The sequence below is a fragment of the Oleiphilus sp. HI0066 genome (assembly GCF_001635725.1).
In genome coordinates, this window is sequence record NZ_LWFH01001222.1 from 52,271 (window position 1) to 75,859 (window position 23,589).

At 44.5% G+C, this 23,589-nt stretch carries 23 protein-coding genes, 2 pseudogenes and 1 riboswitch; of the genes and pseudogenes, 19 read left to right on the top strand and 6 right to left on the bottom strand.

Annotation, left to right across the window (positions count from 1 at the left end; translation table 11 throughout):
- Window positions 1-7: 7 nt before the first annotated feature.
- The 3 genes and pseudogenes from A3738_RS32650 to A3738_RS17105 all read left to right on the top strand — a co-directional run.
- Window positions 8-367 (top strand): annotated as a pseudogene (locus A3738_RS32650) (cyclic nucleotide-binding domain-containing protein); the annotation flags it as partial.
- Window positions 301-540 (top strand): annotated as a pseudogene (locus A3738_RS29440) (helix-turn-helix domain-containing protein); the annotation flags it as partial. The pseudogenes A3738_RS32650 and A3738_RS29440, both read left to right, overlap by 67 nt.
- A 70-nt stretch (window positions 541-610) precedes the next feature.
- The gene (locus A3738_RS17105) at window positions 611-1,090 is read left to right on the top strand and encodes a TlpA disulfide reductase family protein (RefSeq protein WP_197469263.1); all 480 of its coding nucleotides are present in this window, start codon (window positions 611-613) and stop codon (window positions 1,088-1,090) included.
- Here the strand turns inward: A3738_RS17105 and A3738_RS17110 are convergent.
- Window positions 1,072-2,091 (bottom strand): AraC family transcriptional regulator, encoded by a 1,020-nt coding sequence (locus tag A3738_RS17110; RefSeq protein ID WP_068502929.1) that lies wholly within the window; start codon window positions 2,089-2,091, stop codon window positions 1,072-1,074. The genes A3738_RS17105 and A3738_RS17110 overlap by 19 nt on opposite strands.
- Window positions 2,092-2,221: 130 nt before the next feature.
- Between A3738_RS17110 and A3738_RS17115 the strand changes: the two genes are divergently transcribed.
- The 3 genes from A3738_RS17115 to A3738_RS32655 all read left to right on the top strand — a co-directional run bounded on the left by A3738_RS17115 (window position 2,222) and on the right by A3738_RS32655 (window position 4,963).
- Window positions 2,222-3,148, top strand: a complete 927-nt coding sequence (locus A3738_RS17115; RefSeq protein ID WP_068502926.1) for an alpha/beta fold hydrolase — start codon at window positions 2,222-2,224, stop codon at window positions 3,146-3,148.
- A gap of 757 nt (window positions 3,149-3,905) precedes the next feature.
- Window positions 3,906-4,241 carry a hypothetical protein gene (locus tag A3738_RS17120; protein WP_082878554.1) on the top strand — a complete coding sequence of 112 codons (336 nt, stop codon included), beginning with the start codon at window positions 3,906-3,908 and terminating at the stop codon, window positions 4,239-4,241.
- A 113-nt stretch (window positions 4,242-4,354) separates the two neighbouring features.
- Window positions 4,355-4,580: riboswitch (cobalamin riboswitch) on the top strand.
- A gap of 161 nt (window positions 4,581-4,741) precedes the next feature.
- Window positions 4,742-4,963, top strand: coding sequence for a cysteine-rich CWC family protein (locus A3738_RS32655; RefSeq protein WP_082878553.1), 222 nt, complete (start codon window positions 4,742-4,744; stop codon window positions 4,961-4,963).
- Between the two features lie 12 nt (window positions 4,964-4,975).
- Here the strand turns inward: A3738_RS32655 and A3738_RS17125 are convergent, their stop codons facing one another.
- On the bottom strand, window positions 4,976-5,749 hold the full coding sequence (locus A3738_RS17125; RefSeq protein ID WP_068477541.1) for an NAD(P)H-flavin reductase: 774 nt from the start codon (window positions 5,747-5,749) through the stop codon (window positions 4,976-4,978).
- A 130-nt stretch (window positions 5,750-5,879) separates the two neighbouring features.
- Between A3738_RS17125 and A3738_RS17130 the strand changes: the two genes are divergently transcribed.
- From A3738_RS17130 to A3738_RS17175, 11 genes are all read left to right on the top strand, one after another.
- A complete protein-coding gene (locus A3738_RS17130) occupies window positions 5,880-6,788 on the top strand; it encodes a LysR family transcriptional regulator (protein WP_068480542.1) in 909 nt (302 codons plus the stop codon).
- Window positions 6,789-6,942: 154 nt separating this feature from the next.
- On the top strand, window positions 6,943-7,950 hold the full coding sequence (locus A3738_RS17135) for a DUF1852 domain-containing protein (protein WP_068480545.1): 1,008 nt from the start codon (window positions 6,943-6,945) through the stop codon (window positions 7,948-7,950).
- Between the two features lie 26 nt (window positions 7,951-7,976).
- On the top strand, window positions 7,977-9,005 hold the full coding sequence (locus A3738_RS17140) for a methionine synthase (protein ID WP_068480548.1): 1,029 nt from the start codon (window positions 7,977-7,979) through the stop codon (window positions 9,003-9,005).
- A gap of 58 nt (window positions 9,006-9,063) precedes the next feature.
- Window positions 9,064-9,894 (top strand): sulfite exporter TauE/SafE family protein, encoded by an 831-nt coding sequence (locus A3738_RS17145; protein ID WP_068480551.1) that lies wholly within the window; start codon window positions 9,064-9,066, stop codon window positions 9,892-9,894.
- A gap of 43 nt (window positions 9,895-9,937) precedes the next feature.
- Entirely contained in the window at window positions 9,938-10,342 is a 405-nt protein-coding gene (locus A3738_RS17150; RefSeq protein ID WP_068480554.1) for an acyl-CoA thioesterase, read from the top strand.
- A 157-nt stretch (window positions 10,343-10,499) separates the two neighbouring features.
- A complete protein-coding gene (locus A3738_RS17155) occupies window positions 10,500-11,891 on the top strand; it encodes a peptidoglycan DD-metalloendopeptidase family protein (RefSeq protein ID WP_068480557.1) in 1,392 nt (463 codons plus the stop codon).
- Window positions 11,892-11,944: 53 nt separating this feature from the next.
- Window positions 11,945-12,199: a membrane protein insertion efficiency factor YidD gene (yidD, locus tag A3738_RS29450; RefSeq protein WP_231876684.1), complete on the top strand. Its 255-nt coding sequence runs from the start codon at window positions 11,945-11,947 to the stop codon at window positions 12,197-12,199.
- 136 nt (window positions 12,200-12,335) lie between these two features.
- Window positions 12,336-12,635 (top strand): hypothetical protein, encoded by a 300-nt coding sequence (locus A3738_RS17160; protein WP_068478857.1) that lies wholly within the window; start codon window positions 12,336-12,338, stop codon window positions 12,633-12,635.
- A gap of 543 nt (window positions 12,636-13,178) precedes the next feature.
- Window positions 13,179-13,841 (top strand): ATP-dependent zinc protease, encoded by a 663-nt coding sequence (locus A3738_RS17165; protein ID WP_082878552.1) that lies wholly within the window; start codon window positions 13,179-13,181, stop codon window positions 13,839-13,841.
- Window positions 13,842-13,849: 8 nt separating this feature from the next.
- Window positions 13,850-15,367 (top strand): UUP1 family membrane protein, encoded by a 1,518-nt coding sequence (locus A3738_RS17170; protein WP_068502925.1) that lies wholly within the window; start codon window positions 13,850-13,852, stop codon window positions 15,365-15,367.
- Between the two features lie 2 nt (window positions 15,368-15,369).
- A complete protein-coding gene (locus tag A3738_RS17175) occupies window positions 15,370-16,320 on the top strand; it encodes an alpha-L-glutamate ligase-like protein (protein ID WP_068502922.1) in 951 nt (316 codons plus the stop codon).
- Between the two features lie 35 nt (window positions 16,321-16,355).
- Here the strand turns inward: A3738_RS17175 and aguA are convergent, their stop codons facing one another.
- Genes aguA through A3738_RS17195 form a run of 4 tightly spaced genes read right to left on the bottom strand, consistent with a single transcriptional unit; the run spans window position 16,356 to window position 20,523 of the window.
- Entirely contained in the window at window positions 16,356-17,456 is a 1,101-nt protein-coding gene (gene aguA / locus A3738_RS17180; RefSeq protein ID WP_068475941.1) for an agmatine deiminase, read from the bottom strand.
- 17 nt (window positions 17,457-17,473) lie between these two features.
- Window positions 17,474-18,367 carry an N-carbamoylputrescine amidase gene (gene aguB, locus A3738_RS17185; RefSeq protein ID WP_068475940.1) on the bottom strand — a complete coding sequence of 298 codons (894 nt, stop codon included), beginning with the start codon at window positions 18,365-18,367 and terminating at the stop codon, window positions 17,474-17,476.
- Between the two features lie 2 nt (window positions 18,368-18,369).
- A complete protein-coding gene (locus A3738_RS17190; protein ID WP_068475939.1) occupies window positions 18,370-19,722 on the bottom strand; it encodes a glutamine synthetase family protein in 1,353 nt (450 codons plus the stop codon).
- A 9-nt stretch (window positions 19,723-19,731) separates the two neighbouring features.
- Window positions 19,732-20,523: a gamma-glutamyl-gamma-aminobutyrate hydrolase family protein gene (locus tag A3738_RS17195; protein ID WP_082869137.1), complete on the bottom strand. Its 792-nt coding sequence runs from the start codon at window positions 20,521-20,523 to the stop codon at window positions 19,732-19,734.
- A gap of 189 nt (window positions 20,524-20,712) precedes the next feature.
- On the opposite strand from A3738_RS17195, the gene A3738_RS17200 reads away from it, so the two are divergent.
- Window positions 20,713-22,161, top strand: a complete 1,449-nt coding sequence (locus A3738_RS17200; protein WP_068475938.1) for an NAD-dependent succinate-semialdehyde dehydrogenase — start codon at window positions 20,713-20,715, stop codon at window positions 22,159-22,161.
- Between the two features lie 10 nt (window positions 22,162-22,171).
- Complete coding sequence (locus tag A3738_RS17205) at window positions 22,172-23,533, top strand: glutamine synthetase family protein (RefSeq protein WP_068475937.1); 1,362 nt, start codon at window positions 22,172-22,174, stop codon at window positions 23,531-23,533.
- The last annotated feature ends 56 nt before the right edge of the window (window positions 23,534-23,589 follow it).

Genomic DNA, 23,589 nt, shown 5'->3' on the forward strand with positions numbered 1-23,589 from the left:
CTATGCGGTTAAATCAGGCATGTTCAAAACTGTGCTCAATGATGGCCAAGGTTCGGAGCATATCGCAAGCTTCCATCTTCCAGGTGAACTTTTCGGACTAGATGCGCTGCACCAAAATTCGCATCCCTCTAGTGTGATTGCGCTTGGGACATCTAGCCTTTGTGCTATCAAATATTTGAAGCTCGAACGACTTGCGTTGCAAATTCCTGGCTTACAACACCACTTGCTCTCAGTACTCGTAAAGAAGTGCAAAGCGGGCACGAAAAACAACAATAACACGCGGCTGATCAGAAGCTTGCAACCTTCTTGTTTACTTTATCTGCTCGTTACAAAGAACGCGGATATTCTGATACGCGCTTTAATTTAATGGTGCCACGTAGAGATATCGCTAATCATCTTAATCTTGCTCCGGAAACCATCAGTCGTTTGTTCAAACGCTTCCAGCGAGACGGGTTGATTGATGTGAAGCGAACCGATTTGCAGATTCTTGATTTACCAGCACTCGGTGTGCTCGGCGGCTGCAACCAAATGTGCGTCTAAGCTCTGTTTCATTTGAACCAATGCTTTATCATTAAGTCTTAGGACATTTGGTATCGCATTGGTAATGAGAATGCAGCATCTCATTTTTATTTTACTTCTTCTAATTTCCTCAATCTCACGGGCCGATTTCGTAGCAGCGCCTGATTTTCATCTTAAAGAATTAGCTAACGACACGATGCATCGGTTGAGTGATTACCGTGGTACGGTTATCTATCTCGATTTTTGGGCGTCGTGGTGTGGGCCTTGCCGACAATCGCTACCGGCGCTAGATCGCTTGCAAAAGGAATTCTCACCAGACGACTTTCAAGTGATTGCGATTAACTTAGATGAAGACTCAGCTGAGGCGCTTGGATTTCTAGCGGATTATCCGGTTGACTATACCGTACTGACAGAAAAAACAGGAAAGACACAGCGGGCATATCACTTGGTCGGTTTACCTTCCTCGTTTCTTATAGATCAACGAGGAGAGGTGATTGGTTCGTTTCAGGGTTTCAAGCCTGATCACATTCCGAAAGTAAAAAGAGCGGTGAACTATCTCTTAGAGGAATGATCCTTACGATACTGCGAAGGACTTCGTTCACTCCAGCGCTTAAAGGCATGATTAAACGCGGCGGCTTCTTGGTAACCCAGTTTCAGAGCGATTAGCTCAATACTTAATTGTGACTCGCTTAACCAGCGTTTTGCTTTCTCGAATCTCACTTCATCCAACACGTTCTGAAAGCTGCTATCTTCGTCGCTTAACTTTCTGCGTAAAGTTCGTTCTGACATACCAAAGGTTTGAGCAGCTTCCTTGGCTTTAGGAATGTCATAACTAAACATCAAAAGATAGTTCTTCAATGCATCAGTGAGCGTTTCTTCTTTTTGACTTGATTCGAACAGAATCTGCTCGCATTGCTCACGATACATGTCGAATGCGTTTTTATTCGCTTGAGGGAAGGGCTGTTTCAGTAGCGCGGTTGGAATCAGTATGCGATTGCTTTGCATGCCAAACAACACTCGGCAGCCGAAAGCTTTTTCAAACTTAATACGATCTTGTTTTTTTGGCGTGACAGTCAGGTGAACTTCAACGATTTGAAAATCGATTCCGTTCATCATATAGATGTCACGGACGAGCTTCGCGCATCCTGCCATGTCGCGGTACAAAACAAATTCGCGCACATCTTCGGGAAGCATTGCGGGGTCGAAACGTAGTGACGAGTTATCAGTCGCCAAAGAAAAACTCATTTCGCCGAACATATAGCCCATAGATTGGTAGCGAATACCCATCTGGCAAGATTCATAGCCATCTTTACAGCTGCTAAGTAACATTGCGAATGGGCCGTAGCCAGCAGGCCCAAGGAAAGGACCGATTTCGAGGGCGATGAGAGGGTCGGGATTTAATTTGACTAAGTCTTGATAGACTTCAAGCTCTTTGCTGCGTGTGATGCGCGCTTGCGGATCGATACGATCGACGTTTAGTCCGTTGCTATTTAAAACAGCATCGCTGTCAAAACCCAGAGACTTAAAAAGCTGTGCGGTATACGATAACCCTAATACTGATCTCGTTGGCATAATCTTATTATTTGGCCAAATTTATCAACTTGAAGCGCAGCTTACCATAGAGGGGCTAGGAGCTGTCTACTAGGATGCGTGCGAAAAGTACAAAATAAATACAAATAAACTGTTCCATAAGGAAGATAATGTGAAGAAGGTAATCATTTTTCTCGCTGCTGTGTTAATTGTTTTGATGGGAGCGAATGCCCTATTTTTAGAAAAGCGTGTTGAGTTTAGGGCGTGGGCACTCAACATGGAGGCCGAAAAAGCTGGTCTCGTTCACGAAACAATTGAAGTAAACGGTCAGCAAGTCACCTTATACGATAATAACGCTGATGCCCCAGTTCTAGTAATGTTGCATGGTTTTAGTGGTAGTAAAACGAATTGGTTGCGTCTAGCGCAGCAGTTCGGTTCGACGTATCGTGTGATTGTTCCAGATCTAATGGGGCATGGTGAAAACAAGCAAGATCTGAACGCGAGTTACCATATTGCTGATCAAGTTGCGTTTGTGAATGCTTTGATGGCGAAGCTAGATATCAAGAAGTTCCATTTGGTGGGCAATTCTATGGGTGGCGCTATCTCATCACTTTACGCAGCCCGTCATCCAGATCAAGTGTTATCGGTTACCTTAATCAGTCCAGCAGGTGTGCATACTCAGCCTTCGCAGATGGACGAAATTCTCGAGCAAGGGAGCAATCCTTTGATCGCAAAAACTGAACAAGACTTTTATCGGGTCTTAGAGTTTGTCATGGAAGTGAAGCCATTTATTCCCGATGCGATTGCAAAAGCGGAGGCTGAAATAGCGGTGTCTCGACTAGCGATCAACGAAAAGATTTTTAAAGACATTCGTTCAGACCTCACTAAAGGCTTAGACAAAGAATTCGTTAATATCACCGCGCCAACCCTAATCATTTGGGGAGAAGGAGATAAGGTGATTAGTGCCAAGAATATTGATGAATATGCGGCGCTGGTGAAGAACTCTAAGAAGGTTGTATTGCCTGGTATTGGTCACTTAGCAATGGTTGAAACACCAGAAAAAACAGCTGAACTAATGCGAGACTTTATCGGTAGCTAGACTCAAGCATTGATGAAATGAAGCCGCTATTGGGAAACTAGTAGCGGCTTTTTTTGTTTTGTGAGTGTTGTCTACGGTTAGGCATAAGTGGTTGTTGTTTTTAGAGGGTAACATCAGGCTCATTCTTCTGTTCCTGTCGGCGCTGGCCGACGGCAAGTCAGGGTCTTTGTTTCGCCAAAGACCCCAACACCCCAAAGGCGACCCGGATCGCTTACGCGCTCAACGCGATTATCCCTTCGTTCCATTGCGTCATTCCGGACAGCGAAGCGCGACAAGGTGAATTGCGCAACGCGCAAGAGAGGGAGCCCTGGGGTATCCGGAATCTACTTTGCGAATGCATGAAAATAGACAAGAGCAGACCTTGGCGGCTCTCTGAACACAATGCCCGCTTCAATAGGAAAGCGGACCTTCAGTCAGGAAAGAAATCTTGGTTTGCGGGCATTCACTTTCATGAGAAAGCGGTCATTCCAATTTGGTAGAAATACCTCCTAAACCGTCATTAGAGATCGGTTTAGTATTTGGCCGAGTTTTCTGGTCTAACTTTGACCTAGTTCAATTACCTAAACAGACATTGCAGACCTGAAAATCGCTTGTTTTTCGATGTGTGCTTAAAGATAGAAGCGCACTAAATGACTGAAGCTCAATGTTAGTAATAACAAAATGATCTTATCACCTGAGTACTTTTGATACTAAGGCATTCATAGTCGACTAAACTGACATAGACCGCTGATTAATATTCGGATTGTGGAGGAATACTATGTCTTGCTCAAACACTTCATCCCACCCTGATCACATTCATGGCCCAAACTGTGGACATACTGCGATTCGTCATGGCGATCATATCGACTATATTCATGACGGGCATCTACACCACCTTCATGAAGATCACTACGATGAACATACCATCGAGGTTAGTGACGCTAATCCAGATGGGTGTAAGCCTTTACACTCCTGCGGAGATCATGTTCATGGTCCAGGTTGTGGCCACGAAGCGGTGCCTCATGGAGATCACATAGATTATTTAGTGGATGGCAGGTTACACCACGTGCACAACGGGCATTGTGATGATCATGGTCCTATAGAACTGGTATAGATAGAGTCACAACGCTTCTTTAATTTGAATTGCTGAGTCATGGCGACTAGTGCTCCACTAGTTGCATAATTAGGCCAGTAAACTTATATTCAGTACCGCATTGGTTCACGCCTACTAAATAGATGCCTTAGGGTATCTACAGGTTGTGCTAAGAGGAAATCTGGTGAGAATCCAGAACTGACGCGCAGCGGTAATAGGGAACGAAAGCGACACGATTGGTATCTCATATAGATTAAGATCAGGCACTGGAAAGAGCTCCGGGAAGCCGTCGCCGTAGAAAACTAAGCTCAGCTTATTTGCCCTTAAGTCCGAAGACCTGCCAACGCAGTTCATCCACAAACTATTGGGTGAACTTTCATGCCTTCGCGATCATGAGGTATAGAAAGACAGGTTTTAGTTGCCTTAAGCAAGCTTAGTGTTACCGCTTATCTTGCCTCCTGTAGTTTCTTCTTTTTTCGCAAAGGACCGTTTACCGAGTTCAATTTGCGTTGTAAAGAAATATGCCGAACCATGAAGAAATCAAATGCCCCCGTTGTGGATCACCCTTTGAATGTAAAATGGGATCAATCACAATTTGCCACTGTAGCGATGTCCACTTATCTAGAGAACAAATGGCGTTTATTTTGGAACATTGGCAAGGCTGCTTGTGCCATGCGTGTTTGCTTGAGATTAAAACATTGTTACCAGAGAACCCTTCCTATAGGGCAAGGGCGTTGAACTGAACTGTCCAATTCCTAAATTGCTATTCGTCGTTCTCTAGGCGCGTATTCAAAAACATCGGAGTAGCAATTTGCTTCGTTAAGGCCTTTGGATTCAAGTTTATCGATAGTGCCGTATACCATTTGGGGCGATCCGCATAGATAAACCTTGGTATTGTCGAGGTCTTCAAAATCATGCTCAATCACCTCATAGATATAACCGGAGCGGCCATTCCATTCACTATTTTCTGTTTCTAAGATCGGCGTAAAGGTGAGGTTCTTATGTTGTTTTGCCCAGCCTTGAAATTGGTTTAGCAGATAGAAGTCGTCGATATGTCTATTCGACCAATAGATATTGATCAGTGCTTTAGGTTGTCTTGTAAGAGCCTCTTCGGTTAAGCATTTAATCTTCGCGATACCTGATCCCGAGGCGATCAATAGATGCCTTTGATTAAGGTTGGTTTGCAAAAAAGCCTGCCCCATCGGTAAGGTCACGGACACTGATGCCCCATCGATAAGACATTTTGTAAGGTGTTTCAATATTCTACCGGCTAACTCACTACCATTCTGAATATACAGTTGTATTCGACGAGCTTGGTTTGGGTCGCAACGATTCGCAATGGTATAAAAAAACGCTTGTGGTTCTCCATCATCATTTAGATCGAGTTCCAGCTGCAGATACTGCCCTGCATGATAATTCAGCGAGGTGCCGACGGGAGAAAGTAATTCAATCTCTAGGGTATCTTTGGTCAAGGGTTCTGCGCTCAAGACCTGACATTCGTGCGTAACTTTATTCGCAACTTTGTTCATATCAAAGCCATCATTACTATTTCAATAATCGAGTTCTAGCAAGTTTAGAGGACTTTTATGATGAGTAAAAATGGTATATTTTCACGTACCGATTAATATTTCTCATGCATGATGTTTGCTGAACTTAACGATGATTGAACGTACTCACCTTAGAATTCTGCACGCCGTTGAACAGAACGGATCATTAACGGCGGCTGCTAAAGCGCTTTGCGTGACGCAATCCGCTTTAAGTCACACGATGCGAAAGCTGGAAGATAATCTCGGCGCCGAAATTTGGTTTCGAGAAGGGCGCAGTTTGCGTCTCACTCAGTCAGGTCGTTATCTATTAAATATCGCGAATCGCGTGCTTCCCTTGCTAGATCATGCTGAAGAAAAGCTCAAGCAAATGGCGCAAGGTGAGCGAGGCACATTGCGAATTGGTATGGAATGCCATCCTTGTTATCAATGGTTGTTAAAAATCGTTTCTCCGTTCTTGGATGCGTGGCCAGATGTGGATGTAGATGTAAAACAGAAGTTCCAGTTTGGTGGTGTCGGCGCACTGTTAGATTACGAAATTGATCTATTGGTGACGCCAGATCCGTTTTATAAAAGCGGCCTAAATTTCACCCCTGTATTTGATTATGAGCAGGTCTTGGTTGTGCCTCGGGGGCACGATTTAGTTGGATGCCAATATGCAGAAGCAGAAGATTTAAGAGACCAGGTTTTACTGACCTATCCGGTCGCCACTGATCGACTCGATATTTATAGCCAGTTCCTTAATCCGGCGGGTGTCGTGCCCAGACTTCACAAAACCAGTGAGACGACCGAGATCATGTTACAGATGGTCGCTTGTGGGCGCGGTGTGGCTGCTCTGCCACGTTGGTTAGCAGAGGAGTATTGTAAAAAGCTTCCTTTAAGTGTGGTGCGTTTAGGTAGAGAGGGCATTGCCAAGCAGATATTCGTGGGGACGCGTGAAAGTGATGGCGATATTAAGTATCTCAATGCATTTATTGAAATGGCACGTGGCTACGAATATCCGATATCAACCGGTAAAACCTAGGTTTTTCGCTAGGTTCTATCCTCTCGCTCCAATTAAGTATGATAAAAACTCATAAAATAATGAAATAAAATCAATTTTATTCATGATTTGATCTGGGTATAACTATATACAGTTTTAAATGCGGCATAGCATGTATACGGGAGGTCAGGTCACCATGAGTAAAGGGTTTACATACACAATTAAGACAATTCAGTTTGATGAACACTATCGTCCATCAGACGGTACTCGAATCACAACTAATTTCGCAAACCTGGCGAGAGGTGAAAGCCGTAAAGAGAATCTGCGAAACGCCTTGAGAATGGTGGATAGCCGATTCAACGCTCTCGCTAATTGGGACAACCCAAAAGGTGATCGCTATTCAGTTGACTTGGAGATTGTATCGGTCGACATGGATATCGAAGGAAATGGTGAAAAATTTCCATCGATAGAAATTCTCAAGACTTATGTTGTTGACCGCCTTACGAATAAGAGAATTGAAGGCATTGTAGGGAATAACTTCTCATCTTACGTTCGGGATTATGATTTTAGCGTGCTGCTTTTGGATCATAATAAAGACCAGGATCATTTTAGTATTCCTGATAACTTTGGCGATCTACATGGCAATCTATTCAAAGATTTTATCTGCTCTGATACTTACAAAAAGAACTTTAACAAGCTGCCTGTTATCTGTCTGAGTGTGTCTGATAATAAAATTTATCAACGTACAGAAAACGGTCATCCTGTCTTAGGCATTGAATACTTACCAAACGAATCTTCTTTGACTGAACAATACTTCAAAAAGATGGGCTTTGAAGTGCGTTATTTTATGCCACCAAACAGTGTCGCGCCGCTTGCGTTCTACTTCTTTGGCGATTTGCTTAGCGATTACACCAATCTAGAGTTGATCAGTACCATCAGTACGATGGAGACCTTCCAGAAAATCTATCGGCCTGAAATCTACAACGCTAACGCGGTGGCGGGTAATCACTATCAGCCAAAATTGAAGCATTCAGATCATTCCTTAACGCAAATTGTTTATGACAGACAGGAACGTAGTCAGTTAGCCATCAAGCAAGGGAAGTTTGCTGAGGAGAATTTTATAAAGCCCTACCAGAATGTTCTAGAAAAATGGTCGGCAAACTTTTCCCCATCAAACGATGTTTTACAAAACCTAGCCTCGTGATTGGCCTAAAAAGACGGAAATTCATGATGAAAAAATTATTACCTACTTCGACGGCTGGTAGCTTACCCAAGCCTTCATGGTTAGCGGAACCTGAAAAACTCTGGTCACCATGGAAGTTGGAGGGAGAGGACTTAGTCTCCGGTAAACAAGATGCACTTCGCGTTACCTTGCAGGAGCAAGAAAATGCAGGAATAGATATCGTGAGTGATGGTGAGCAAACGCGTCAGCATTTTGTAACGACTTTCATAGAGAGCCTGAGCGGCGTTGATTTTGATAAGCGCAAAACGGTTAGGATTCGAAATCGCTATGACGCGAGTGTGCCGACTGTTGTTGGTCCAGTGAGTCGCCAGAAAGGAGTGTTTGTTGAAGATGCGAAGTTCTTACGCAAACAAACCAAACAGCCAATAAAGTGGGCGCTTCCCGGTCCTATGACGATGGTGGACACGCTTTACGATGAGCACTACAAGAGCCGTGAAAAACTGGCTTGGGAATTCGCCATTGCCTTAAACAAAGAGGCTAAGGAACTCGAAGCGGCTGGTGTTGATATTATCCAGTTTGATGAGCCTGCATTTAACGTCTTCATTGATGAGGTCAACGAATGGGGCATTAAGTGTTTAGAGCGGGCGATTGAAGGTCTGAAATGCGAGACCGCTGTACACATTTGTTATGGCTATGGCATTAAAGCCAATACAGACTGGAAGAAGACTTTAGGTTCGGAGTGGCGACAGTATGAAGAGACATTTCCATCGATACGAGAATCTAATATCGATATTGTTTCGTTAGAGTGCCATAACGGTCGCGTACCGGTTGAGGTTCTTGAACTTATTCGAGGCAAGAAAGTGATGGTCGGTGCCATTGATGTAGCAAATGAAACTATCGAAACGCCCGAAGAGGTCGCTGAGACTTTGCGAGGCGCTTTGAAATATGTCGATGCAGATAAGCTCTATCCGTGCACCAATTGTGGCATGGCCCCATTATCCCGAAAAATTGCAAGAGGAAAACTTGAAGCCTTACGCGCTGGTGCCGATATCGTCAGACGAGAATTGGCCGCTTAAAAGTCAAAACAATTGTGAGCAAACCTAGATAAACCACTCAAAGCAGAAGTAGTCACTGATGAGTATCATTGAATTTTTAACACAAAACTTTCCCACCTTTTTAGCCTTGTTAGCGACAGGAGTATTTGCTGGTATCCTTGCCGGATTATTAGGCGTTGGTGGCGGAATCGTCATCGTACCTGTATTGTTTTTCTTGTTTCAGAGCTTTGGCGTCAGTCCCGAGTCTTCCATGGTAGTGGCAACTGCCACCTCACTGGCGACGATCGTGCCTACTTCAATCAGCTCCATTCGGTCTCATCACAGTAAAGGTTACGTAGATTTTGGTCTGCTAAAACGTTGGGCCATATTCATCTTCGTTGGTGTGTTGGTGGGCAGCTGGCTAGTTACGCGCGTCGATGGTACGTGGTTGACAATGCTATTTGGTGTGATCGCGACCTTATCCGCGCTCAATATGTTATTTAGAACAGGAAAGTCAGCGTTATTTACAAGTTTGCCGGGCAAAGCTGGACAATCAGTGATGGGGACGTCCGTTGGGTTTTTTAGTTCCATGGTTGGTATCGGTGGCGGGACAATATCTGTTCCTTTGCTTACGCTATACAATTATCCAGCCCACAAGGCGGTTGGTACGGCTGCGGCGATTGGTCTTATCATATCTTTGCCAGGCGCGTTAACGATGCTGTTATTGGGAACCACACCAAGCGATGCTCCTGTCGGTACATATGGTCTCGTGAATTTGATTGGTTTCATCTGTATTGTTCCGCTTACTGTTTTCTTTGCACCAATTGGCGCATCGCTTGCCGCGAAACTGGATGCGGCTAAACTGAAAAAAGTATTTGCTGTTGTATTGCTTATTACAGGTATTCGAATGTTAGTTCAGTTGGCGCTGTAAATGATGTTTGGCTGATAGTTGCCTAAAAAGTTGATGGATAATAATGAACGATTCAATTTTCGAAAAACGTAAGGAACTCTCCCTTACACGTATTACTAAAGCGGTTTTTCCTGACACGACAAATCATCACGATACGTTGTTTGGTGGCACAGCAATGCAATGGATGGACGAAGCTTCATTCATTTCTGCCACCCGCTTTTCACGCAAACGTCTAGTCACGGTTAGCAGCGACCGAATCGACTTTGAGCATCCTGTACCGGCTGGAAGTGTGGTCGAACTTATTGCTTCAGTCGCAGACGTGGGGCGAACGAGCTTAACAGTACGGGTTGAAATGTGGGTTGAGAGTATGTATCACGATGGCAGAACCAAGGCCATCAGTGGCGTGTTTAAGTTTGTAGCGGTCGATCAAAATATGCAGCCCACGCCAGTAATGGAATTTACTGATTGATATCTTACTGTTGCTATGCGAGCTAAGTAGAATAGAATGATATGTTATATCGTAACTATATTGATTCTCGTTGCGATGATAGTAAATACATATCAGAGGGAGTTAAGGTTTAATATCGGCTATGGATGGTTTCCTCATTAAGAAAAATGAATAAAAAATGCGACGTAACAGAATCACTTTTAATAAGCTGCTCATTGGTCGAATTCAAGTATCTTTCGGTTTTATTGGTCTCATAAGCTTGCTTTGGTACAGTGTCAGCTCTACATCACCATCAGCTTCTACCACTAATCAACGCATCATTCCTATTGAGCTCATCGATCAAAAACAGGATTCAACAAATAATCATCTCCCTCAAAAATCGCAAGAAAAACGGTTTCGAGACCAGCGTTACACAGTAGTGGAAGGCGATACCCTAGAGGCGATATTCAAGCGAAAGCAGCTCTCTATCAACGAGCTATATGAAATTATAGAGGCTGATGAACCGTATTTAGAGCTGGATGTTTTACAACCAGGGGATCAACTGATTTTTCGTATCGAGCGTGAAGACAATCGACTCGAAGCCTTGTCTCGCATCGTTGATCCAAGTAAGACAGTTACGTATCAATACAATAACGATGATTTCATATACCAAGAAGAGCTTACTCCAACAGACAAAATTGCCGAGGTGACACGTGGGCAGATAGACGGCAGTTTTTATGTTTCGGCCTCATCTTCAGGTCTAACCGATAACGGTGTTATGACGATTACTCAGCTTCTCAAAAGCTCCCTCAACTTTAGACGAGACCTACGAGCTGGTGACCACTTTCAAGTCATCATGGAACGCGAGACTGTTGAAGGAAAGACGATCGGTAAAGATCGATTGCTTGCTGCACGCGTTCTATCTAGGGGGAAAGAATTTGGCGCCTACCTACACAGTGATGGCTCATACTACAACGCACAGGGCGAAAGCTTAGTACCCGCACTTTTACGTTATCCAACAAAAAAGAAATATCGCATAAGCTCGCATTTCAACCCTCGACGAGTCCACCCTGTTACCGGAAGGGTGAAGCCTCATAATGGGGTCGATTTTGCGATGCCAACTGGCACGCCGATACTTTCTACAGGACATGGTCGTGTCACCCGTGTTGCCTCCCATCGCTACGCAGGTAAATATATTGATATAGATGAGTTTGGCCCTTACTCGACACGATTTCTTCATCTTAGCAAGATACTGGTAAAGAAAGGTCAGCAGGTTGAACGTGGTCAAGTCATTGCTCTTTCTGGAAATACAGGTCGCTCTACTGGTCCTCATTTACATTATGAGTTGCACATCAAAGGTCGGCCAGTTAATCCAATGACCGCAGATATTCCTATGCTTAAATCGATTCCCAATAGCGAGATCAAAGACTTTCATTTATATGTTGCGGATATGCGAGATTTAATGCTTAGCGAAGAAAAAGTTGTGTATCTAGATGAGCAAACAACGGATAAACATAAACAAGAAACTCATCAATACAACTCAGCGAAGAGTTCGAAGGAGCCCCCTGTGATTTCATCTTCGGCGAGTTAGGATTTTTGTTAGTGAAAAGGGATCTAGCTAGCTATCTTCAGAAGATTAAGCGCTTGCCAGTAGCGCTATTGATCCTGTTAGTAAAGTTTTATCAATTATTTATTAGCCCCATTATTGGTCCTCGTTGTCGTTTTACGCCAACTTGTTCAGAATATGCCGTCGAAGCTCTAAAAACTCATGGCGCGCTTAAAGGAGTTTGGTTAACAATAAACCGGCTGTCTCGGTGCCATACTATGCATCCTGGCGGTCACGACCCGGTGCCGCCATGTTGTTCGACTAAGAAGCTATCAAACTTCGATAAGAGCTAAGGTCGCTCTTTAACGGCAACTAAGGATTTGGACGGGGTTCTGGAATCAAAAGACTTTGGTCTCGCTACGTAACACACTAAGGGTAATCTATGGGTACCCAACATAATTTAAAACTAGTAAGGGTATTAAACGAAAGATGAATGAATACAAAATAGTCATACAAGAGAAAGAGCATGGCTATGTGGTAGAAGGCAAAGATATTTGCTTTGAGGTAGCAATTTCTTCAGAAGGTGGCAGGAGACAGATTTCCTCGGTCTCAGGGTATGCGAATGCAGACGATGACGACGCAGTCGACATTAGACGAGATGATGCTTTAAAAGTTACGAAGTTCATTCAGCAATTAGATCCTGACCTCATACTAAATGAGCTTGTTAGAGGCGGTTGGGACCAAACAGAAAATGAAGGCTCGGAGCTTGGTTGGTGGCAAACTGCTTAGCGATGAAATAAGCGTATAAACACAAGGCAAAAATGTTTGCTTTCTCATCCTTTGCAATGAATCGCATTGTATTAGCGCTGGTCTGATTTTCCTGGTGAGGATGTTTGGAGCTAGTGGGACGGAAAGCGATGATTCAAGCCTCCCTCAAAAGTCTGCTATCCGAACAAAGGTAATGTTCAGAGTTAAACTTTGATGCCAGATCTTAAGGTCCGTTATTGTCTATGTTCGGAAGTTAGGAAATGCCAGATACAGTTGTTTGACGGACTCGGTGGCCACTATATGGTTCCTTTAGGTGGCCAACATATGGTTCCCACACCACCTTCTTACAATTTGTTTTACTTGCCTGAATATCAATGCAGCATTGTTTGTTTTGTTAGCTTAGTTCAACGCAGTGATGAAGAATTTGTTACACTCTGCGCCCTCATTTTTATGGCTTGTATGAGCTAGTTCAGTCTGGCTTATTCAAACAAACCTTCAATTTTTAAATTTTTAACTACACTTACGCTCTAGCTATTCGATTGCTTTTAGACGTATGGAGCATCCATGCTGCGTTATTTATTCATCATTGCTGTCATTGTTGTCTTGCCTTCTTGTGCTTTGATTGGGCAGAAACAGCAGGTCGTTGAACCTGAGGTGAAAGTTGTTGAAAAAGTGGTGGTCAAGGAAGTACCTGCACCATGCCCGGTATGTCCAGAGTTAAAACCTCAGCCTGTATTAGAAAAAACGCTAGAATGCCCTAGCCCAAAGCAAGACGTTTCGCAGATACAGCCTGTTAAATCGTTACATCACACCAGCCTGCCAATTATTGGTGAGGTGGAGTGGGTTTCCGTGAATGCAAAACGTAATCGATTTAAAGCACGTATTGATACCGGAGCTGCGACAAGTTCGATCCATGCGGAAGATATTCAATTATTTGAGCGAGATGGGCACACGTGGGCCTCTTTTAATATCCATCCTTTCAAAAAGTCGAAGCCTGTAAGAGTCAAAGCACCTATCACGCGTGAATCTAAGATCAAGCAACATGATCGAGCATCTGATGAACGTTACGTGGTCGAGCTGACGCTCACTATGGGCGATATTAAAATGAAGACAGAGGTGAATTTGAATGATCGTTCAGAATTCAGATACCCTTTGTTGGTCGGTCGTAGCTTTCTTGAAGGCAATGTGCTCGTTGATACCAGTCAACGTTATATGGTGCTCGATTAGGTGCTCTTATGAACTCCCGGCTTCAAATTGCGTTCGTCATCAGTGTACTTATTATTTTGGGTCTCGGCGCGGTCGCCTATAAAAACCAAGTGCTCTCGTTTCCGCTCACGACGAATCAAGACCAAGAAGTATGGTCTGTCGAAATAAAGCTCTCGTTTGAAGCCACTGAAGAATCTGTTCGATTGTTTATCAATGCTGCAGATAAAAACCCTTACCGTCGTACCTTAGTCACTCAAAAATTTGGTCCCTTCCAGTCGCAAAAGAATAACTCAGAAAACGGTTATGAATCAGTTCTGCTTGAAGGGAAAATGAATCTAGGTAAGCAAGAAGCTGCGATTCGTTATGTTACGTGGTTTTTGAATAATGATAATTACACGAGACCGTCACCAAGCGAGCTCAGTCTCCCAACATTTCTCGTGAGTGAAAAACAGGCGGTTGATGCGATTACAAGGTCGCTTGAACAGTATCGTTCACCCAAAGGAAAAGCGCTGGCTTTGTTAGATATGATGAATACTGATGAGCCGAGCATGCTGGTTCTATTAGGTGAGAACGCACGCTTAAGTAAGCGCATAGAGCTTGCGCAAAAATTACTAGCTTACTCGGGTGTACATAGCAAAACTGCACAAGGCTTGATGCTGCGTGATCGCAAACGCAACACGCCTATTCAGCAATTTTTAAGGGTTTACGAACAGGACGCGTGGCATACCATCGATGCCTTAGAAGAGTATGTAATTCAGCCTAACCGACTAATTTTGTTCCAAGAGGGCGATGAGCCGCTTATTGAAATTTACGGAGGTCGAAATGCGGAACTTCGTTTTTCAATGCTCAGAGAGTATCGCAATGCGCTTGCCACGTCGGTAGAGAGTCAAGGGATCGCAGATAGCTTGTTTATCGACTTTTCAATTTATTCTTTACCGATTTCTGAGCAAAGCACTTTTAAGTTGCTATTGATTATTCCCTTGGGCGCTTTGGTTGTTGTTATTTTTCGAAATCTAATCGGCATCAGAACGTCCGGGACGTTTATGCCGGTATTAATAGCCATGGTGTTTTTGCAGACTGAGCTCATTGTCGGGCTGACGCTGTTTGTCTTGGTGATTAGCATTGGCTTGTTACTTCGATCTTGGCTAAGCCGTCTGAATTTACTGCTGGTGCCAAGAATCGCGTCAGTACTTGTGTTTGTGATTATTATTTTTGCAGCTATTGGTATTGCGAGTCATAAACTTGGTATCCCATGGGGGCTTAAAGTGACGTTTTTCCCTATGATAATTACCGCATGGACGGTTGAGCGTCTTTCTATTCTTTGGGAAGAAGAAGGTCCAAGAGAAGTCGGGATTCAAGGCTTAGGTAGTTTGCTCACGGCAGTAGTGAGCTATATTTTGATGAGTAATACCTACGTTGCAGATTTTGTTTTCTTATATCCCGAAAGCTTATTACTAGTATTGGCGGCGATTTTAGCGATAGGAAATTACAACGGCTATCGCTTAAGTGATTTAAGACGCTTTAAATCGATTTTGGAACATCGTTGATCATGTTTGGTTTTGCCAGCCCTAAACGTCTAAAACAATGCGGCATCATCGGAATGAACCGCCGCAATGTCCAGCTGATTGCAGAGAACAACCCTCGCCAATTGTATCCCCTTGTCGACAATAAGTTGAAAACCAAACAACTTTGTCTGAAGTCTGGTATTGCGACGCCTGACCTACTTGCCGTGTTCCGCGCGCAATATGAGTTACGAAGTTTGGAACCAACATTAAAAGGGCTCGAGGGTTTCGTTATCAAACCTGCGCAGGGCAGTGGTGGTAAAGGAATTTTGGTAATTATTGATCGTAGAGGCGATCACTTCATCCGTACAGATGGCTCTGAAATTGATAGTAATCATGTACATCGTCATATCTCCAATATTCTAAGTGGTCTTTATAGCTTGGGCGGACGAAATGATGTGGCCATTGTCGAATCTCTAGTTCAATTTGATCCGTGCTTTGAAGGTATGAGCTATAAGGGCGTCCCGGATATTCGTGTGATCGTTTACAAGGGCTATCCGGTGATGGCGATGACGAGATTGTCCACGCACTCGTCTCACGGCAAGGCTAACTTGCATCAAGGGGCTGTTGGTGTTGGTTTATCCATCCGTAATGGCAGTACGTTGCGTGCAGTTATGCGCGACAACCCAGTGACCTTTCACCCTGATACAGGCAAAGATCTCACGAAGCTTAATATTCCGCGATGGGATGACTTGCTGGCTTTGTCGGCGCGTTGCTATGAAATCACGAATCTTGGTTATTTGGGTGTCGACCTAGTCTTAGACAAAGACTTAGGCCCCTTGCTGATGGAGTTGAATGCGCGACCAGGTCTAGCTATTCAATTGGCCAACGGACAAGGCTTGCTGCCACGCATTAATGCCGTTAATGCGATATCTGCGCGCTACGATCATTCTATATCTGAGAGAGTGTTATTCAGTCAGAATGAATTCGATACCTAGCCAACGTACTATCCCTGGAGGCTTAACAGATTTTGTTAGGACGCTTTAGGGATTTGTTGCGTGACGCAATGAATATTACCGCCGCCTAATAATATTTCCCGTCCACCTTTTATTCCCGTGACCTGATAATCAGGAAACGCCTGTTGAAGAACTTCAGCGGCTTGAGCATCTGTTTTTGGATCTAACAACGGGAAAATGATTTGTTGGTTGGTGATTAGAAAATTGGCATAACTTGCTGCAAGTCGCACGCCTTCATAACGAGATTCATGCGGCTCGGCGTCGAAGCTATCCGCTTCTTCTCCACTCATAAATAAGGGGCCGGGCATTGTGATTTTACGGATCGTTATGGTCCGACCTTGTGCATCAGGATGAGAGTTGAGAGCACGTTCAGCTAGTCGTGAAATCTCATATTGAGGATCAGATGGATCGTCACACCACGTTAAGACTACCTCACCCGGTGCTACGACATGCAGTATGTTATCGATGTGTCCGTTAGTGTCTTCATCGGCATAGAGCCCTAAAGGTAGCCAGAATACAACGTCCACATTTAGGTATTGTTTTAAGTAGGCTTCAATTTGCGCTTTGCTTAGCTCTGGATTACGGCTGGGATGTAACAGGCATTCTTCCGTTGTATAGCATGTGCCTTGTCCGTCGACGTGAATCGCGCCGCCCTCTAAGATGAAAGGAGCTTGATAAACATCAGAGTCAAAGCAATTTGCGAGCTGCTTTGCGACGGCATCATCTTTACTCCAATCGCTATACATTCCCGCTAAATGACCACCCCAGGCATTGAATTTCCATGAGACGGCGCGGCGCTTTCCTTCTTGGTTGATAAGAAAACTACAGCCTGTGTCGCGCAACCAAGAGTCGTTATTCTCAATGACAATGACCTGAATATGTTCAGGTAATTGTGCGCGAGCAGACGAAAGGCTACTGGCATTGGCGTAGACATAGACAGGAGTTGTCTTAGCAATCTGCAGTGCAACTTCTACAAATGCCGCCTGAGCCGGCAATGCCTTGGCTCGCCAAGTCTCGAGATTATCGGGCCATATTAAACCTACTGCTTCATGAGGACCTGACTCAGCAGGCATATAGAAAGCATCTTGTTTTGGGGTTTGGCTATCGAGCTTTGCCATGTGCGGATCTCGTGTTGTTATTCGCCTTGATCAGATACATCTAAGTGCTGCAGCGCTGAATAATGCTCTGGACGTCGATCACGATATAAGCCCCAAACGTGACGATCACGTTGCGCCGCACTCAAGTTTAGGCTGTGCGTGATGAATGTTTCGCTTTGGCGGTCGGCACTTACTTGAATCTCGCCCTGATGATCTGTAATAAATGACGAACCATAAAAATCGATGACATTTGTGTTTGTCTCAGCCGATTCTTTTCCGACTCGGTTTGCAGCAATCACCGGAACTTGGTTTGCCGCAGCGTGACCTTGCATTGTGCGACGCCAATGTGGCATCGAATCTAAGTCAGGTTCTTTAGGTTCAGAGCCAATAGCAGTCGGGTATAAAAGTAGTTCAGCGCCGGCTAAAGACATACTTCGTGCAGTTTCTGGGAACCATTGGTCCCAGCAAATACCTACACCAATTTTTGCGTAGCGTGTGTTCCAAACTTTAAAGCCTGTATCGCCAGGCGAAAAATAGTATTTCTCTAAATAGCCATCGCTATCCGGAATATGGGTTTTACGGTACGTGCCTAAAATTTCTCCATCTGCATCGACCATTGCGACAGAGTTAAACAAGACATTACCGGCTTTTTCGTACCAACTAAATGGGATTACAACAGCAAGTTCAGCACAAAGTGCTTGCAGCCATTTGATAGACGGGTTGTCTTTCAGAGCTGTTGCAAGACCGAGATGTTCTAGTTTTATTTCAATACAAAAATATGGCGACTCAAATAATTCTTGAAGTAGAATGATTTGCGCTCCGTCTGCGGCCGCGGCTCGAATCATCTTTTCTAATTTATTCAAATTATCTTGGCGATCCCAACTGCAAGCAATTTGTACTGCAGCGACTTTAACAACTCGATCTTGTGTCATAATTAAACCGTTGATAGCAAAAATTCACGTTCCCAAGAACTAATTACGCGCTTAAAGCCTTCATACTCCGCCCAGCGAGTCCCAATAAAACCATCCACAAACTCTTCGCCTAAGAAGGTTTTGATGTCATCGCAATTTGACATCGCTTCTAGTGCCGCTTCCAAATTTAACGGTAGATAAGGTGCATCTACTTCGTTGTGGCGCCCGACAACAGGGTCTCTCGGCTTAATCTGTTTCATCATGCCTAAGTAGCCACATAACAAGTTGCCCGCGAGTGCCAGGTATGGGTTGGTATCAGAGCCCGGTAAGCGGTTTTCAACACGGCGCGCAGCGGCATTTGCTTGAGGAACTCTTAACCCTACAGTTCTGTTTTCTTCTGCCCACTCAGTATTTACAGGAGCGTTGCCATCTTCACCACTTTGGAAACGGCGATAGCTATTCACGTTTGGCGCAAAAATCGGCATCATTTGTGGGATATATTCTTGAAGGCCGCCAATATAGTGATAAAAGTTTTCAGACGCATCGCCATCTTCATTTGAGAAAATGTTTTTGCCAGTCTTTTTATCGATAATAGATTGGTGAATATGCATCGAACTGCCTGGCTCGCCTTCAATCGGCTTCGCCATAAACGTCGCATCAATTTTGTGTTTCAATGCCGCTTCGCGAACGACTCTCTTAAACACAAATACTTGATCAGCGAGGTGCAAGGCGTCTCCATGGCGGAAGTTGAATTCAAGCTGTGCAGGGCCTTCTTCATGAATAACTGTATCGATATCTAAGTTCATCGATTCACAATAGTCGTAGATATCTTCGATAATTGGATCGAACTCGTTCGCCGCGTCAATGCTGAATGATTGTCTACCAGACTCTTGTCGACCACTTCGACCAACAGGTGGAACCAATGGAAGATCCGGATCCGTGCAGCGCTTAGTAAGGTATAACTCAACCTCAGGTGCAACAATTGGTTGCCAACCTTTCTCATCAAACAAGGCGAGTACTTTCTTCAAAATGGCACGCGGAGATAATGGAAATTCTTTGCCTGCACCATCGAAACAATCGTGAATGATCTGCGCCGAAGGCTCCAATGCCCAAGGAACAGAAAACATCGCACATTCATCTGGTTTTAGAATCATGTCGATATCAGCAGGGTCTAAAAGATTGTAATAGAGCTCGTCATCCGGGTAGTCGCCAGTGGCTGTTTGCAGCATGACAGATTCTGGCAAGCGAATACCTGCCTCTGCGATGAATTTTTCTGTAGGCATTATTTTACCGCGAGCAATACCTGTTTGGTCTGGCGTAATACACTCGACTTCAGTGATATTGTTTTCGGTTAACCAATTGATGATTTTTTGCATGTAATTCGATTAGCGTTGCTGACGTGTTTTACACGCTGCGCCAAAGGCCTCATATAATTTATGTTGAATTGGGTTTTGAGTAACTTGCCACTCAGGGTGCCACTGAAGCGCTAATCCAAATGTAAGTTGTGGAATGCTGAATGCTTCAATAAGACCATCTTCGGCGACTGCTTCAACTTGAAGCCCTTGTCCTAACTCTTTAATTCCTTGGGTATGCAGGGAGTTCACGAGGATATCATTTCGTCCCGTAATCTTGCGCATTATACCGTCTTCGTTGAGCGTGACTGAGTGCGTATCCGCATACTGTTCAGCTAGTGGTGCGTTTTTATCTTCGCGGTGATCATTCATTCCTTCAACTTCGTGAAGGCTTTGATGAAGCGAGCCACCTAACGCAACGTTGATGTCTTGCAAACCACGGCAAACGGCGAACAAAGGCTTGTCTTCTTTAAGCATGTTTTGAATGAGTGCGCGACTAAGATTATCTCGTTGATCATCGTAGTCGAAGTCGGCGTCAATTTTTGACTCACCGTAGAGAGAAGGGTTAACCATTGAGTAGGCGCCTGTTAGAAATACGCCATCTAAGTGCTCTGTCCAATGTGTGATGTCCATGATGTCATTCAGAGCAGGGATCATGATTGGTACGACATCAGCAGCTTCAACGAGAGCACGTAAATACTTGTCTCCCGCGATATGGAATGGATGCGGCGAAATCACTTTAACATCACTAATGACGCCAACGAGCGGTTTTTTACTGGAGGAACCCATAAAATGACCTGTTGTTTGCTTTAATGTACGGAGCATAAAATATTTTTTACACCATGAAAAGCCATTAAGAGATGCAAATACGGTTTTAATCGTCTCTCAAAACGAGTTGTCCATACTTGTTTGACGTTCAAAATAATTTATACTGCGTTCAAAAGATTATACACCTCTGTTGTTCAGATATCTGTACGACATAAACATTTTTGATTGATAGATAAAGGTTGATGGATGCCGATCTCGATACAGTTCACCCAGAGTTATGTTGGTGGTAGCTGGAAAGACAGCCGCAGTGGAAAAACATATGAAGTAGTCGATCCGAGTACTGCAAAATGTATTGCTAGGGTTTCTGACTGCGATGCGCAAGATGCGACGCAAGCCGTTGATGCCGCGCATCAAGCTTTAAATTCATGGCAGAGCAAAACCTCCGTTGAGCGCCATGGCTTGTTGATCAAATGGTTTCAGTTGGTTCAGCAATCTGCGGATATGCTGGCCGAAATTATGACCTTGGAGTCGGGTAAACCGCTTAGTGAATCCTATGCAGAGGTGAATTACGCCGCATCGTATATTGAGTGGTTTGCAGAAGAAGCGAAGCGTGTTTATGGCGATGTGATTCCTGCTGTCAGCCCAGATAAAAAAATGTTGGTGCAGCGTCAAGGTGTTGGTGTTTGTGCAGCCATTACCCCTTGGAATTTTCCCTTAGCGATGATTACCCGAAAGGCCGCTCCAGCGCTTGCTGCCGGGTGCACCATGGTACTGAAACCTGCTGAAGCAACTCCTTTAAGTGCGTTAGCGCTTGCTGACCTTGCAGGCAAGGCAGGTATTCCTGCTGGGGTATTTAATGTTGTCACGGCGAGTCATGGGGTAGATGTCGGTAAGGTATTCTCGCAAGACGCGCGAATCAAAAAGCTTTCTTTCACGGGGTCTACTGCGGTTGGCAAATTACTGTTGAAGCAGTGTGCAGATACGGTTAAACGCGTGTCGATGGAACTTGGCGGCAATGCGCCTTTTATTGTGTTTAATGATGCGGATATTGAACAAGCTGTGGCGGGTGCGATTGCTTCTAAATATAGAAACACCGGTCAAACTTGTGTATGTGCCAATAGATTTTACGTGCAATCAGGTATTTATGATCGTTTTGTCAAGGCTTTAAGTGATGCCGTGAAATCAATGAAAGTCGGGCATGGTTTGGATGAAGGAGTGGTGCAAGGCCCACTTATTAACCAAGCCAGTTTCAATAAGATAGCTGGGCTTGTTCAGGATGCGAAACAAAAAGGGGCAGAGGTTGTCGTTGGCGGCGAGCCGCACTCTCTAGGTGGATTGTTCTATCAACCTACTATCCTTGGCAATATCTCAAGTGACATGGACATCGTTCATCAAGAAATTTTTGGCCCTGTAGCGGCTATTAGCGTGTTTGAAGACGAGGCCGATGTCATCGAAAAAGCCAACAATACGCCATATGGCTTGGCTGCATATTTCTACTCAAAAGATATAGCGCGTGTGTGGCGCGTTTCAGAGGCATTGGAATACGGAATGGTTGGCATCAATGAAGGGGTTATCTCTACTGCCATGGCACCATTTGGCGGTGTTAAAGAGTCTGGTATGGGGAGAGAGGGAAGTCAGTACGGCATGGATGAATATTTGGAACTTAAATACCTCTGCATGGGCGGTTTAAATTAAGGAGTACATGATGCAAAACCAAGAAGTGAGGGATTTTCTTAACCGCTATCCTAAGGTTCAAACCATCGAATTACTGTTGCCTGATCAAAACGGCATTCTTCGAGGTAAACGAATCGAAATTGATCTGCTTGATAAAGTGTACCAAACGGGGTGTTGCCTACCTGCCTCGGTGATGAGTTTAAACAGCCGAGGAGCATCAACTGAAGAAGCGGGTTTGGGTCTTGCACAAGGCGATCGAGATTATGTTTGTAAACCCATTGAGGGCACTTTAGCGATTGTTCCGTGGGTCGAAGATCTCAGCCGTGCGCAAGTGCTCTGTACCATGTTGGAGGATGATGGCTCGCCGATGGATGTTGTACCGCGCAATATCCTCGTTAAAACGAATGAACGTTTTAGCACACTGGGATACAAAGTGGGTATTGCCTTGGAACTTGAGTTCTATTTATTGGATACCGAGAGAACAGAAAATGGCGGGCTGCAGCCACCTAAATCTCCCGCTAGCGGTCATCGAATGAGTTCAACGCAAGTCTATGCAATGCAAGACTTGGCGGATCATAACGACTTTATTGAAGAGGTAATTAGTGCTGCACATATGCAGAATATTCCTGCTGATACGGTCATCGCTGAATATGCACCCGGCCAGTTTGAAGTAAATCTAAACTATGGCGACGATGTCGTGGCTGCTGCAGATCAGGCGCTTCTTTTAAAACGCGTGATTACTTCCATTGCTAAAAAGCGTGGTATGCAAGCCACATTTATGGCGAAGCCGTACCTCGAAGAGGCAGGTAATGGCTTGCATATGCACTTAAGTTTGATGGACGAGTCGGGAACAAATGTGTTCGCGAGTGAACCCCCAACGGATAATCCTTTACTACAATACGCAGTTGCGGGCTTATTAGATATGGCAGATTCATGCCAAGCCTTGTGGAGCCCTAATGTGAATAGCTTTAAGCGTTTAGCTTCTCGCTCCTTTGCGCCTACAAGTAAAACGTGGGGTTACGACAATCGTTCCGTTGCTATGCGTATTCCTTCTGGAAGCCTGTCTTCGACTCGAATCGAGCATCGTATGGCTGGTGCGGATGCAAACCCTTATCTTGCAACGAGTGCGTTGTTAGCGGGTGTGTTTCATGGAATTACCGAAAAGATGACTGCTCCTGAGCCTGTCACAGGTGATGCCTATAAGCAGGACCATCCTTGCGTTGCTGATAACCAAAGAGACTCTTTGAGATTGATGGAATCAGACCCACGCATTAGCGATTGGTTTGGTGCTGAGTTTATTCGCGTGTTTAGCGCAGTGAAATGGGATGATGTAAACATTTTTGAGCAGCAAATTAGTGCCTTAGAGCACGAATTATTACTCCCGTATATCTAAGGTTTCCTTACTTTGATAAAAACGCTCTCCAGCATAATGTGCTCGAGAGCGTTTTT

Bases quoted from the DNA above. Each gene is read 5' to 3' on its own strand.
- A3738_RS17105 (WP_197469263.1), top strand. From the start codon at position 611: ATGCAGCATCTCATTTTTATTTTACTTCTTCTAATTTCCTCAATCTCA.
- A3738_RS17110 (WP_068502929.1), bottom strand. From the start codon at position 2,091: ATGCCAACGAGATCAGTATTAGGGTTATCGTATACCGCACAGCTTTTT.
- A3738_RS17120 (WP_082878554.1), top strand. From the start codon at position 3,906: ATGTCTTGCTCAAACACTTCATCCCACCCTGATCACATTCATGGCCCA.
- A3738_RS32655 (WP_082878553.1), top strand. From the start codon at position 4,742: ATGCCGAACCATGAAGAAATCAAATGCCCCCGTTGTGGATCACCCTTT.
- A3738_RS17125 (WP_068477541.1), bottom strand. From the start codon at position 5,749: ATGAACAAAGTTGCGAATAAAGTTACGCACGAATGTCAGGTCTTGAGC.
- A3738_RS17130 (WP_068480542.1), top strand. From the start codon at position 5,880: ATGATTGAACGTACTCACCTTAGAATTCTGCACGCCGTTGAACAGAAC.
- A3738_RS17135 (WP_068480545.1), top strand. From the start codon at position 6,943: ATGAGTAAAGGGTTTACATACACAATTAAGACAATTCAGTTTGATGAA.
- A3738_RS17140 (WP_068480548.1), top strand. From the start codon at position 7,977: ATGAAAAAATTATTACCTACTTCGACGGCTGGTAGCTTACCCAAGCCT.
- A3738_RS17145 (WP_068480551.1), top strand. From the start codon at position 9,064: ATGAGTATCATTGAATTTTTAACACAAAACTTTCCCACCTTTTTAGCC.
- A3738_RS17150 (WP_068480554.1), top strand. From the start codon at position 9,938: ATGAACGATTCAATTTTCGAAAAACGTAAGGAACTCTCCCTTACACGT.
- A3738_RS17155 (WP_068480557.1), top strand. From the start codon at position 10,500: ATGCGACGTAACAGAATCACTTTTAATAAGCTGCTCATTGGTCGAATT.
- A3738_RS17160 (WP_068478857.1), top strand. From the start codon at position 12,336: ATGAATGAATACAAAATAGTCATACAAGAGAAAGAGCATGGCTATGTG.
- A3738_RS17165 (WP_082878552.1), top strand. From the start codon at position 13,179: ATGCTGCGTTATTTATTCATCATTGCTGTCATTGTTGTCTTGCCTTCT.
- A3738_RS17170 (WP_068502925.1), top strand. From the start codon at position 13,850: ATGAACTCCCGGCTTCAAATTGCGTTCGTCATCAGTGTACTTATTATT.
- A3738_RS17175 (WP_068502922.1), top strand. From the start codon at position 15,370: ATGTTTGGTTTTGCCAGCCCTAAACGTCTAAAACAATGCGGCATCATC.
- aguA (WP_068475941.1), bottom strand. From the start codon at position 17,456: ATGGCAAAGCTCGATAGCCAAACCCCAAAACAAGATGCTTTCTATATG.
- aguB (WP_068475940.1), bottom strand. From the start codon at position 18,367: ATGACACAAGATCGAGTTGTTAAAGTCGCTGCAGTACAAATTGCTTGC.
- A3738_RS17190 (WP_068475939.1), bottom strand. From the start codon at position 19,722: ATGCAAAAAATCATCAATTGGTTAACCGAAAACAATATCACTGAAGTC.
- A3738_RS17195 (WP_082869137.1), bottom strand. From the start codon at position 20,523: ATGCTCCGTACATTAAAGCAAACAACAGGTCATTTTATGGGTTCCTCC.
- A3738_RS17200 (WP_068475938.1), top strand. From the start codon at position 20,713: ATGCCGATCTCGATACAGTTCACCCAGAGTTATGTTGGTGGTAGCTGG.
- A3738_RS17205 (WP_068475937.1), top strand. From the start codon at position 22,172: ATGCAAAACCAAGAAGTGAGGGATTTTCTTAACCGCTATCCTAAGGTT.